The 12,681-nt window shown below is 44.9% G+C and carries 12 protein-coding genes; 1 reads left to right on the plus strand and 11 read right to left on the minus strand.

Translation table 11 applies throughout. The annotated features are described in order from the left end of the window. Window positions 1–72: 72 nt before the first annotated feature. Window positions 73–1,440, minus strand: a complete 1,368-nt coding sequence (locus GTQ48_RS00465) for an anhydro-N-acetylmuramic acid kinase (protein WP_163104402.1) — start codon at window positions 1,438–1,440, stop codon at window positions 73–75. Window positions 1,441–1,486: 46 nt separating this feature from the next. Continuing rightward, on the minus strand, window positions 1,487–2,839 hold the full coding sequence (locus GTQ48_RS00470; protein WP_163105054.1) for an OapA family protein: 1,353 nt from the start codon (window positions 2,837–2,839) through the stop codon (window positions 1,487–1,489). A 356-nt stretch (window positions 2,840–3,195) separates the two neighbouring features. Between GTQ48_RS00470 and tyrS the strand changes: the two genes are divergently transcribed. Continuing rightward, entirely contained in the window at window positions 3,196–4,395 is a 1,200-nt protein-coding gene (tyrS, locus tag GTQ48_RS00475) for a tyrosine--tRNA ligase (protein WP_163104404.1), read from the plus strand. A 228-nt stretch (window positions 4,396–4,623) separates the two neighbouring features. Here the strand turns inward: tyrS and GTQ48_RS00480 are convergent, their stop codons facing one another. The 9 genes from GTQ48_RS00480 to GTQ48_RS00520 form a co-directional block, all read right to left on the minus strand. Then, a complete protein-coding gene (locus tag GTQ48_RS00480) occupies window positions 4,624–5,964 on the minus strand; it encodes an NAD(P)/FAD-dependent oxidoreductase (RefSeq protein ID WP_163104406.1) in 1,341 nt (446 codons plus the stop codon). 20 nt (window positions 5,965–5,984) lie between these two features. Beyond that, on the minus strand, window positions 5,985–6,596 hold the full coding sequence (locus tag GTQ48_RS00485; RefSeq protein ID WP_163104408.1) for a GNAT family N-acetyltransferase: 612 nt from the start codon (window positions 6,594–6,596) through the stop codon (window positions 5,985–5,987). Further along, complete coding sequence (locus tag GTQ48_RS00490; protein WP_032097366.1) at window positions 6,596–6,979, minus strand: DUF2721 domain-containing protein; 384 nt, start codon at window positions 6,977–6,979, stop codon at window positions 6,596–6,598. The genes GTQ48_RS00485 and GTQ48_RS00490 overlap by 1 nt, the downstream gene beginning before the upstream one ends. 164 nt (window positions 6,980–7,143) lie before the next feature. After that, the gene (locus tag GTQ48_RS00495) at window positions 7,144–7,548 is read right to left on the minus strand and encodes a rhodanese-like domain-containing protein (RefSeq protein ID WP_032097367.1); all 405 of its coding nucleotides are present in this window, start codon (window positions 7,546–7,548) and stop codon (window positions 7,144–7,146) included. A gap of 49 nt (window positions 7,549–7,597) precedes the next feature. Further along, window positions 7,598–8,623, minus strand: coding sequence for a cobalamin-binding protein (locus GTQ48_RS00500; RefSeq protein ID WP_163104409.1), 1,026 nt, complete (start codon window positions 8,621–8,623; stop codon window positions 7,598–7,600). Between the two features lie 5 nt (window positions 8,624–8,628). Beyond that, window positions 8,629–9,570 carry a cobalamin biosynthesis protein CobD/CbiB gene (locus GTQ48_RS00505; RefSeq protein WP_163104411.1) on the minus strand — a complete coding sequence of 314 codons (942 nt, stop codon included), beginning with the start codon at window positions 9,568–9,570 and terminating at the stop codon, window positions 8,629–8,631. Between the two features lie 37 nt (window positions 9,571–9,607). Next, window positions 9,608–10,306 (minus strand): 5'-methylthioadenosine/adenosylhomocysteine nucleosidase, encoded by a 699-nt coding sequence (locus tag GTQ48_RS00510; RefSeq protein WP_032097369.1) that lies wholly within the window; start codon window positions 10,304–10,306, stop codon window positions 9,608–9,610. Window positions 10,307–10,532: 226 nt separating this feature from the next. Then, the gene (locus GTQ48_RS00515; RefSeq protein WP_163104413.1) at window positions 10,533–11,120 is read right to left on the minus strand and encodes a DUF2726 domain-containing protein; all 588 of its coding nucleotides are present in this window, start codon (window positions 11,118–11,120) and stop codon (window positions 10,533–10,535) included. A 157-nt stretch (window positions 11,121–11,277) separates the two neighbouring features. Then, a complete protein-coding gene (locus tag GTQ48_RS00520; protein WP_163104415.1) occupies window positions 11,278–12,675 on the minus strand; it encodes an amidase in 1,398 nt (465 codons plus the stop codon). Between the last annotated feature and the right edge of the window lie 6 nt (window positions 12,676–12,681).

The following is a 12,681-nucleotide window of genomic DNA, read 5'->3' on the forward strand; positions in this document are numbered from 1 at the left end:
TTGAATCTTTAAAGGCTCGCTTTTTAACTGAGGAAACCGATGAAATGTTCGTATTGATGCAAAATTAGTACGCTAGTTCTTTTTGTAAAGCGCTCCAAGAACAGCAGCTCTGCTTGCTCCGGTAACTTGCGGCACATTGCCTGTAATATCATGAAGGTAAGCAAACGCTAGCCAAGCAAATGCGGCCCCTTCAACATGCTGGGGGTGAATACCCACATGATCAGAACTCAGTACGGTGTAGCCCGATGGCTGACTAGAAGAGTCAGTGAGTGAGTTAGCAGAAGAGTCGGAGAGTGAATTAGCAGCCAAATTAGCAAAAGATTCAGCAGGTGCCTTGCAAGCTAAGTTGGAAGCTAACTGATTCATCAACACGCTATTGAAGGTGCCGCCGCCACAAACAATCACTTCGATATCGTTTTGTTCGAAAGCGCTTTCAACATGGTTTGTATGCTGATTACTTACCACTTGCTGTATTGCATGGGTAATAGTCTTAGCCGTAAGTTGCAACAGCGTGGCTTGAATATCGACTGGGCGAAAAGCGTTGTCTTTACTGCTCTCGTCAATGTGCCCGGTCCTCTCAGAGAAGAAGCTTGATAAATAATTACTTAGCCAGTCAATATTAAAATACTCTCTGCCGGTACTTTTAGGGAAAGGTGAAGAGAAGTAGGTGTCACTTAACATGTGATTTAACAGCGACTGATTCACGCGTCCTTGGGCTGCCCAACTGCCGTTGCTATCGAACGGTCGGTTTAAATGTAGGCGGATCCAATTGTCCATTAGCGTATTGCCAGGCCCAGTGTCAAAGCCTAAAGGTAGACGTTGCTGATAAGCGGGTGGAACAACCGTTATATTGGCAATGCCACCAATATTAACCAGAATCCGGTATTTTGAAGGATGGGCGAATACCGCGTTATGGTAGGCTGGCACAAGAGGAGCGCCTTGACCTCCAAGGGCAATATCTTTTTTCCTAAAGTCGGCAACCACGTCAATGCCGGTGAGTACGGCAAGGGTATTGGCATCGCCAATTTGACAGGTAAACGTGCGCAGATTGTCTTTGCTAAAGCTTAATGAAAGCACGTTGCAGTCTGGGTGATGTCTTATGGTTTGTCCGTGGGATCCGATTGCTGTGATATCACTAGCAGATAGGTTTTCTTGCGCCAAGAGGGCATGCACAGCCTCGGCAAATACTTCTGCGACTAATCTGTCGGCCACCGCTAATGTATTAAGCTCATTAGCAGTCTCTACACATAATGCGTTAAGGGCGTTAAGTAATTCATCCGGGTAGGGAAGTGAGTAAGCGGCTATTGTTTTGCAAACGGTTTCTTTTTTGTTATTTCTGCCTTTATTATCTGAGACAGAAGTGCCATGGGAAATATCACAAAGGACGGCGTCCACGCCGTCCATACTCGTCCCTGACATCAATCCAATGTATTTAGCCATTTAGTTAATATTCACATAACCGTTTATACCGACTGGTATTATATTATTATCGCATAGCAAGCATAATGCGCTTGTTATTATCCAGTTGCTGTTGTCTAGCCGACGCAATTTCCATAAATCGCGCTTTTTCTTCTTTTGCAATAGGCAGGGCTTTGGGTAACTGAACCGTTCTTGGGTTTCGGTGCACGCCATCTACCAAAAACTCATAGTGAACGTGTGGACCCGAAGCAAGGCCCGTGCTGCCTAAATAACCCACCGTTTGTCCTTGCTTAACGGTATCGCCAACTTTTACCGCCCGCTTTCTAAAGTGAAGGTATTTTGTGGTGTACTTCTCACCGTGCTTAATGAACACGTGGTGGCCGTTGTATTTGTCATATGCTGATTTAACTACTTTGCCATCGCCTGCTGCCATAACTGGCGTTCCCACTTTCGCCACATAGTCGGTGCCTCTGTGAGCCTTCCATCTTTTTTGAACAGGGTGAAAGCGGGCTTTAGAGAAGTTAGAGCTAACATATCGAAAGTTAATAGGTGCACGTAAAAAGCTCTTACGCATACTACGGCCTTCAGGCGTATAGTATCTGCCATCTTCATGTAAAATAGCGCTAAACTGCTCGCCTTGGTTGGTAAACTCAGCGGCAACGATATCGCCATAGCCAACAAACTCACCGTCGATGTACTGTTCTTCAAATACCACGTTGAAGGTATCTCCAGCGCGTATTTCTAACGCAAAGTCGATGTCCCAACCAAAGATCCCCGCCAGGTTCATAATTTGGTTGCTACTCATGCCTGCTTCGCGAGCGGCATTCCAAAAGCTAGACGTTATTTCGCCCTGAGCAAAATTATAGCGAATGTCTACACTGCGTTTTTCAAGCTCTGCGACTAGTGCGTCTGAATGAACGCTGGTGTGTTCACTTGTATCGTTTTGAGGTTTATTTCGGCGTACCAGCAATGTCTCGGTTGCCGATAAAGCGTATTTTAATTCGCTAAAACGACCTTCGCGGTCAGCTTTAAAGGACAGTTCGTCGCCAGGGAGTAACGTTACTAAGGTTTTCGCTAACTCTCCCGCATTGGTAACGTTATAAACGTCACGTGCAGTAAAGCCTGCGCGCTTAAATATTTTTGCTAACGTGTCGCCACTTCTTACTTTATATGTCTGCCAAGGTGATTCTTCTTCACCAATGAAAACGTCGGAAGACGAAGTAAGTTGAAGTGCAACGGGGTAACGTATGCCCGCATCAAGGGATAATGCCTCTTGATGGCGACTCGCTTCTACCGGCTCAGATGGTAAAAGGATAAGCGCACCTAAGAACATGCTGGCTATTGCGAGGCTTGTTCTGTGCTGCTTTGGTAACTTTTTAATTAAATTGACAGCCTTAGAAGTGTCTATTTTTTTCGCCATTTCTTTTCTCATTTCTTTTCTCTTTTTACTGCTTTCTAGAGAAATACTGCTTACATAGTACTATTCATCAAATACGATGTCACATAGGTTGCTTAAAAAAGCAACTTTTCTTGCTGTTTATGAAGCAAAAGCTGCTATTTTATGCGTGTTCAGCACCGTGAAGTAGGCCAAGTTGGTTATTCAAAAGCTTCCCAAAAGAAAGACAAAAAGAATATAAACTCAATGTTGAAATCCTACTTGATAAAACAGCAACAGCTTATAACTCAATTTTGACGAGTAAACCTTTTAATGGTTCCGTTGTATGCGTAAAATGCCGCACAAAATGAATTAGTGTTATCAAAGAGTGTGAATAACAAATGAATGATTGGCAAACAGCTCTCGCTGAAATTAAACGGGGCGTTGATGAGATTCTCCCTGAAGACGATTTAATAGAGAAACTTAAATCTGGTAAAACCCTAACAATCAAAGCTGGGTTTGATCCAACTGCGCCTGATCTTCACCTTGGTCACACTGTTTTGATCAATAAGCTTCGCACTTTTCAGCAGCTAGGTCATAAGGTTGTTTTTCTTATTGGTGACTTTACCGGTCTTATTGGTGACCCAACAGGTAAAAACGTCACGCGTAAGCCATTAAGCAAAGAGCAAGTTTTGGAAAATGCAAAAACCTACCAAGAGCAGGTTTTTAAAATTCTAGATAAAGAAAAAACGGAAATACGTTTTAACTCACAGTGGATGGATAACCTCGGTGCAGCTGGCATGATCAAGCTGGCGGCAAGTCAGACAGTGGCCCGCATGCTAGAGCGTGACGACTTTAAAAAGCGTTACAACGGCGGTCAGCCTATCGCAATTCACGAGTTTCTTTACCCACTGGTTCAGGGATGGGATTCTGTTGCACTTAAATCGGATGTGGAGCTTGGCGGAACAGACCAACGTTTTAACCTGCTTATGGGGCGTGAGCTTCAAAAAGAGCAGGGCTTAAGCCAGCAGTCTATTGTAATGGTGCCGCTGCTTGAAGGCCTTGATGGCGTTCAAAAAATGTCGAAGTCGCTAAATAACTATATTGGTATTACCGATGCACCAAACGATATGTTCGGTAAAGTGATGTCAATCTCTGATGATTTAATGTGGCGCTACTACGACTTACTCAGTTTCAGGCCGTTAGAAGAGATTGCCAGCCTTAAAACCCGTGTTGCTGATGGTGAAAATCCTCGCGACATTAAAATTCTGCTAGCGAAAGAAATCATTGCTCGCTTCCATGACGAAGCGGCTGCCGAAGGCGCCCATCAAGACTTTATTCAGCGTTTCCAAAAAAACGCAATTCCAGATGATATGCCTGAGCTAGAAATTGCCCTGCCTGCCGATGGCGTAGCTATTGGTAACTTGCTAAAAGAAGCAAAGCTTGTGGGCTCAACTTCAGATGCAATGAGAATGATTAAGCAGGGTGCGGTTAAAATTAACGGCGACAAAGTAGAAGATACACGCCTTGTGCTTGTTGAAAAGGGCGAAAATGTTTACCAAGTGGGTAAACGTAAATTTGCTCGTATCACTCTTTCTTAATTCGAAGGTTTTTACGGTAAAGTTACGAGCGCTTACGGCGAGAGATAAGCGCTTTATCGGCAACGCTGTGCAATCGTTGCGTAAACCCTGATGCGAATTATCAAAAGCCTGCCACCGCTATTTACATAAATAGCTATTTACTTAAAAAGCGGTGGTAGGCTTTTTTATGTGCTCAGATACCGCTTTCATTTTTTCTATCACTTCCAATACTGCTATCGCTATCGACCACTATCGCTCAAATATTTTTGCCCACTGATAAAGTCCTTGTAAGGCCAGTCGGCGCAGTTGAGGTAATGGGTATGTGGGTAACGGCGTGTCGTAAAGAGGAAGGGATAGATTTATGCTGTTATCACCCAGCATTCGCTGCGCTAACCTCATTCCCGCAAATGCAGAAAACGACACACCAGAACCGCAATACCCCATGGCATAGCCGATACGCCCCTCGTCGGTAGTAAAAATTCTTGGCATGCTATCCATCGATACGCTTACCCAGCCACTCCAAAAATGGTCTACGGCAATGTGACGTAATGACGGGAAAGAGGCCGCCATCGCGTTAAATAAACGCTGCTTTTCTTTTTCATTATCCGCATCTTTTCCCGTTACAGCGCCCCGTCCTCCGAACAAAAGCCTGCCGTCAGGAAGTACGCGATAATAGTATTTCATGGTACGAGTATCCATAAAGCTGGCTGCATGATTAAGACCAGTCTCTTGCTGCATCTCTTTGTTCAATGGAGCGGTAACCAAAATGCTGGATTGGACAGGAAAGTGCTTTGTATCAATGCTTGAATGAAATTGCTTAGGCGTATAGGCATTAGTCGCCAGCAGTATGTGTTTTGCGCGAATAGGGCCTTTTTCAGTAATTACATTAAAATAAGATTTTTTGTCTTCAATACGCAGTGCTGGCGTTTGATATAGCAGTTGCGCTCCTTTTGCGAGAGCTACACGGGCATATTCATCTACCAGTTTTAGTGGGTTTACACAGGCACCGGGTGTCTGCACTCCACCATGCACGCTGCGTATAGAAAAGCGAGATGCAATGTCGTCTTGACTCAGCAGTTCTGCATTGCCGTTAAATTGACGATTCATTGCATTGGCCGATGCATGTAAAAGTGCGGCCTGTTTTTGGGTGTGTGCTAGTTTGTAGTAAGGGCCTTTAACTAAATCCACCTGCATGTTGTATCGCTCAATACGCTCAAACAATAAAGCAACGGCGCTATCAAACTCTTGCTGCATTCCAGTAGCGGTTTCAGGCCCCCATTTATCCTGTATTGCGGATAAGGACAAGCGCCCGCTACCTGATAAGACAAACCCCGCGTTTCGGCCCGAACAGCCAAATCCTAACGCGTGAGCATCTATGACCGTTACGCTTTTACCTGCCTCAGATAAGCTTATCGCCGCAGACAGACCGGTGTAACCTCCGCCAATAACCAGGTAGTCGGTTTGCTTTTCTGTGAATGGGTAGACAGAGGAGGACGGTAGTGTTTGGCATTGATAATCAGCATGCCAATAGCTGTTGGGCTTTGTGTGTAATGGCGATACTGAAGTAGAAACGAGGGGGTCGTAGATCATAGTTGGATTTGCGACTTATTTTAAGAAAACGAAAGCATCATTTCGGCACCTTCGCAGTAACAGTGCTCGTCGCAAACAGGACAATCGTAACCTTCGTAGATTGACGCGTACTGCCATTTATTAGGATGTTTTTTGATAAGTACACCGCCATTTTTCGAGAAATATTTATACGCACTATTCCCTGGACTGGCTAGCCATATATGAGCGAGTCCAGCAATAGCGCCTTGTATTGATGCGCTTTCAATCGACTTGGCCAACAGTTTGCTGCCGATCCCCAAGCCTTGTTTGCCAGGAACAACCGTATTGCATTTAAAATAACAGACTTTGTCTTTGTCGACGGTCCATAGGTTTGTTGAACACCATTTATCCGGCGTCCATTGAGTGTGCGCAAACGTAAGCCTGAATCCTACGACGACGTCATTGTGTAATGCTAGCCAGCTAGCATTAACATTATTGTGAAAGCTACGCGTGTAATAATCAGATATAAGCTCGGGAGTTAAGTAGTTATCGCCATGAACGTGATTTCCCAATGCAATTACGCCCTCAAAATATTGCGGGGCTAGCTGAACATAGTGTATGTCATGGCGAGTTGTTCCTTCGCGTGTGGCGTCTTTGGAGGCAGTGTTGTGCATCAGTCACCCTTCATACCGTCTAAATGAACGTCAAGAGCTTCAACAGAAATTAAGATTTCTCGTACAGACATCCAGAGTGAGTAAAGTAATGACACCAAGCTTGCAGCAAATATCCAATTTCCGACTTTTTGATACGTCAGGTAAATGGCAAGCATAGAAACCACGCATAAAAAGAAGCTACCTACGCCGGCTATTTGCATACGCTTTATCAGTGAAATACGCTGACGCAGGTTTGTGATTTGCGCAACCGTATTGTCGTTGCGTTCTTCTTTCGCAAAGTTCCTAATGATAGTCGCAAGGGTGAGAAATCTATTCGTATAGGCCAGTAACAGTAACGAAATAGCAGGAAACAACATAGCGGGAGTAGCAATATCTATTTGCATTTGGTTTTCTTGAGGTTGCGTGTGTGAAAACGTGTAGTGAAAAAAGTGTACCACACAGTTGTACAGCTTCGCACGGCCCGCGTTATGGTATCACCGTGAACTAGATAGGGGCTTAGTTAGGGCATGGGGAGACCATCTCTAGGTAATAGCTGAGTGCCGAGCTGTTACATTTTTTCCACAGCGTATCCAGCTTCATTCCAGCCCAATATATCGCCTTCCAAATGCATAACGTCGGTAAAGTCTTGCTCTTGCAGCACTTTCATTGCGAGTTTTGCTCGTCTACCTGAGCGGCAGTAAAGGATGATGGGCTTGTCTTTATATTCCTGCAATTCGCTTATGTACTCATCAATGCTTTTGTGGGGCATGTTGATGGCACCAGGAATGTGACCGTCGGCGTATTCTTCAGGAGAGCGAACATCGATTAGCAGCCAATCGTTACTGGCCACTCTTTCAAGCAGAAAAGGTGACGCTTCAATATTTCGATAAGTGGTGGCTTTAGCGGTAAATTGCAAAGATAAGAACAATGCAACGCCCACAGCAATTAAGAAACCTGTCACAACAAATCGCATGATGACCTTTCCCGTTGCGATAATCCAATGAACAATATACTACAAAAGTTTAATTAACACCGCTGCAAAGTCGTTTTAGTTCATCTGCAAGACGCAGTGAGAATCGACTGGTGATGTCGGGGTTCACAGTGACTATTTCCGCATCTAAAAAGTCTGAATGAGGTTCCCAGAATGATGACAATGACGCTTTGCTTTCGTTACTTGCCGCAATAATTACATCAACCTGACGGATTAGCACTTCTGAAACGGATACTTGAGGGTAATCGATGGGGCTGTCATAAAATGCCGTTTGCGCGCCGCATACGTTCAGTAGTTTGTTTGGCCATGCTTTAGGGCCTACTGTCATCAAGGGTGTGGACCACGAGTAATAGAACACGCTTTTGGGCGTCTCCCTTGAATAAGCACTTTTTAACGCCGCTATGTTCTCATTAAATGCTTCAGCCAGGGTTTTCGCCTTTAAACTAGTATGCGTTAACGTACCTAAACGAATGAGTTCTGATGGGATATCATCTATTTGCGTTATTGCGCTATCAAACACGTTAAGCCCCAAAGACGACAACTTTTGTATATCTTGTGGCTTATTCCCTCCTTTCCACGCCAACACCAAATCGGGCTTAAAAGCGAGAATGGCGGCCATATCTACGCCTTGGTAGTCAGCAACTCGAGGCAGCGCTTTCGCTGCCTCGGGGTAATCGCTGTAATCACTGACTGCCACAAGGTTAGGGCCTAACCCCAAACTGTACGCCCATTCGGTAAGGTGTGGAGCCAGGCTAACTATTCGCAGGCTGTCTCTGTTAGGAGCCTGTTGCCCCTCATGTAATGCAGGGCTTTCTGTTCGATGATATTCAGTGTTGAAGTTATTGGGTGAGCCCTTATTTTGCCCTTGTGGCAATAGGCTGGCAGAAACAGTTACGTTTGCAACAAGTAAGAAACTAAAGATAGCACTACCTATTAAACCTTTAGCCAGGAACACACCACAAAAAGCAGAAGGGCGACAAGCAAAGCGGGACAAGAGATGAGAAAAAAGCCGAGAAAAAAGAGATGCGCGTTGAATACGGAGCTTTAGTGAAGTCATTATATCTACATGCCTATAACAATGAGTAACAGTGTGGCTATCGCAGTGACACCAATCATGGCGCTGGTGATTGTTCTTTTAACATAAACCATACTTGAAAATTTAACCTCGTGTTCTCCACCTACCCGTGGGTAGCGTATTTTTCTATTGGCATAAATGGCAGGCCCGCCCAGCTTGATATTATGTATACCGCCAAGGGTTGCCAATAGCAGCGAGGTTATATCCTTAGCAGAACAGCGTTTAACTGCTTTTAAACCGCGAATAGGTCTGCTGCTTATTAACGTGATGAGCGCGCCTAGTAAAGCGGGCGGAAGCACTAATACGCTAACAATTTTTTTTATGGGTTTAGCAAATAGCGCCATTTTGGGGTCTCGATAGTGCCACTGCCATGAGGTTAACAGCATCAGTCGATACACTAATGCGCCAATGGGCCCAAAGACGACATAGTAGAAAATAACGCCACAGAAGAGATAAAGAAACTTTAGCCATAGCGACTCTATTGCCGCTTTTGCAATACCTATATCAGTTAGCGTATCGCATTGACGCGCTGTGATGCTCGACACTAACTCACGAGCGAGAGATTTTTTGTTTCTGCCCACAGTCGCCAACACTTTTTTGTACTGCTGGCGCTGATAGCCGTAATCAAGCAGCACTATCATAATGACAGCATCAAAAAAAACAGGGTATTGCGCCATTGAAACTAAAATGACAAGGCAGGCAACGAGAGGGCTAAGTAATACAATGGCGGCCAGTGTACCTGAAATGTAGTGCTGGCTGGGTGCAAACGATGAGGACGGTAACACTTTACGCCCCATCTGAGTGACCAAATAGCGCATAAGTGTTAGTGGGTGAGTACGCTGCGGCCATCGCCAAGAGGCGTCGATAGCGATGGCCAACCAAAGTATCAGTAGTGGTTGAAAATCAATGCCACTAATCAGTGAATTCATTGGTGTGGTACGTCTTTATTTTCGCTTAGACAATCAGTTATGCAAAGTTTTTTACCATTGCCATTACCAGCTGTGCAGAGTGCTTTGCGGCGGTCTCTAAATACTCTTTAAAACTTACTGACGAGGTTTTCCCGGCAATATCTGACAAAGAGCGTATAACAAGAAATGGCGTATTCAGCATGTAGCAAACTTGGCCGATTGCGGCCCCTTCCATCTCAACCGCCTTCATTTCTGGGAAGTCTTCTCTTAATTTTGCTACGGCTTCATCGCTACCAATAAATGCGTCGCCGGTGCAAATTAAGCCGCTAGTAGATTGTATTTCTGCAATGTGTGATGTGGCATTTTTAGCCGTTTCAATGAGAGCTTCATCACAGCGAAAATCTTCTGGCATACCGGCGCATTGGCCAAGTTTGTAGCCAAAGTGAGTAAGATTGGCATCGTGATGAATAACGTGGCTGGCTATAACCACATCACCAATATTTAGGTTTTTATCAAAACCACCCGCCGAGCCAGTGTTCACTACCGCATCGGGAGCGTACTGCTCAATTAGCACCGTTGTTGCGATAGCGGCCGCTACTTTACCTATGCCGCATTTTACTAATATCACTTCAATGCCGCTGAGTGTGCCTTCGTAAAACGTTAAATGTTTCCACTTCGTTTCTTTCAAGTCGTCGAGTGACGCTTTAAGTAGCGCAACTTCTTCATCCATTGCACCTAAAATACCAATTCGTTTCATAATTGTACCGACAAGTTAACGTTTTAAATTGTGCTGTTGCACTGCTTTAACCGCAATATTATAAGCTGTTACGCAAGCAGTTATAAAAGCTGTTGTATTGCTAATTGTATAAGGAATGTGGTGAAACTGACAGAAAAATGCCTTTGTTACCGTCACTCTGTGTAAGTTTGAGCTGTAACAAAGGCAGGGGGAAGGGGTAATTGTCTATGCCCACTAGTACAAATGATTAAGCAGCAGCAGGGCGGCTTGATCTAATAGGTCGTGTTGGACGTTTTGTAGGCTCTGGATTCAGCGTGGGCTGTTGCGCCATCTTTTGCTGTAGACGACGATATGACACAAGTTTGTTTTCAAGACATTCTCGAATATCTTCAATACTGTAGCCTGACTTCACTTTAATGCGAACATGAGGAATTCCAGCAGCGTCCAAAGCACCAGTAACAAACCAATCTTTTTGGGTTTTGTAGCCCTCTTTACCCTGGTTGTGAACTAGGTCGATGGCTAACACTGGGCTCATGGTATCTTTTTCTACAAGCACAAAATCAAGTTGACGACTTGATGCACGTGAGAGTGCCTGTGATGCCGTTTTCTTTTTAGTCGATTGACGAACGGCCACCATGTCGTTCAAACGAACTCGGCACATAACTCTAAATTCACGGCCTACCGCTTGTTCAATTAACGTTAAAAATGAGTATTCCACTTGGGTAAACAGCTGCGGCTTACGTCGAAATGGAAATGCCATTCCTCCATCAGACAATTTTATGGCGCCTAGAGCAACGACAATAAGTAACATCATCAAAATAATTGCCAATTCCATCTTTATCCTCACATATATCAATCAATATTAGCGTCAAAAAGGTGACGCTTAATTAAGGTAGACCTTTGGTATTAAAGACTTTGCAATGCAGATGCCAATAATGAAAGTTAGCCGTGAAAGTGAGTAATGAGAGGTAAGAAAGCGTAAACGGTAGTTGCTATCGCAAAGCATTTTCAAGTGCTGCTGCAACATCCAGCAGCGCGCCTTCGTTACCTGGAGCAGATGCGAGCATGATGCCAGGCAGTAAACCTGTTTTCTTATCAGCAAATCCGCGAGCAGGTACGGTAATGCTTGATAAGTCGAGTATGTTAATTAGTGTGTGAGCGGTAATCTGTTTGTTCAGGCCTGGCTTCATTAATGTCGCTTTATTCATTGCGCCATGCTTAGGAGCAAGCATACCTAGGGTGGGTAAGCAAAGTATTCCGTCGAGGCCAAGTAGCTGTCGGTAGTGCTCTCGCGCCTGTTCATAGGTTTTTATAACACTGGCTAACTGAGCCTGTTTACGAGGCCGGTATAGGCAATTAATAAGCGAAAGCCATAGGAAAAAGCCAGGCTGTACAGTAGGGCGCCCCGTTATTTGGCGCAGCGCTTCGCTCATGGTAGAGAAGGGCTTACCTTCGTTAGATAGCCATTCTTTCCATGTGGAATTCATTTCACCAGTAACCAGTTTTGGTACATTCATAAATAGCGTCTTAATATCGCTAAAAACCGGTTCATGCTTGGTCATTCCTGCTATTTGCAATTCTCTAAGCGCAGCTTCGTAGGCCGAGTTTATGCACTGGTCTTTTGCCTCAAATGGATAATTGCGCGGAGCGATTAGTTTTAAGCCAATAACGCTTGCTGGCGTTGGTAAAGGAGTGTCGGCTATTACCGAATACGCTAGGCGGGCATCTCGAACACTCCTGGTAAATGGGCCTATTCCATTGAATGTTTCAAAATACGGCCCCGACTCGGGGTACACAAAGCTTTTATTAACGGCGGCCGAATGAGGTCTAAAACCCACTAAGCCGCAAAACCCAGCAGGAATGCGTATAGAGCCTAAAATGTCAGTACCAAAGCCCATAGGTGATACGCCGCTTGCAACTAGTGCGCCTTCGCCACCGGTAGAGCCTCCTGGCACAAGACGTTGATCTTTCGGATGATTGGTGCGCCCAAAGCGCAAATTATCCGTTTCTGCTGTCATCACAAATTCAGGAACATTACTTCGCGCAATAATGATGGCGCCCGCTGATTTGAGTCGCTCGACAACGGGGGCATCTTTTAAACATTGAATAGGCTGCATACGCTGGCTACCAATAGTAATTTGCTCACCTGCTAGGGCATACGTTTCCTTGAGGGTTATTGGTAAGCCTGATAACGGCCCGGAAACGGGGTTTTCAGCGGCGGCTAATGCCTGTTCGGCAAACACTTGAGTTGCCGCGTTTAATATTGGATTTACAAAACGCAGCCTGCCTAGACTCGCTTTGACAAGTTGCTTGCTGGTGCACTCACCTGTGCGCATTTGAGCATGCATCGCGGTGGCGTCGGGCTGATTGTGGAGAGTTAAATCTGTCATTTTATA

Origin of the sequence: Alteromonas genovensis, assembly GCF_010500895.1 — a bacterium.
GTDB lineage: Bacteria > Pseudomonadota > Gammaproteobacteria > Enterobacterales > Alteromonadaceae > Alteromonas > Alteromonas genovensis.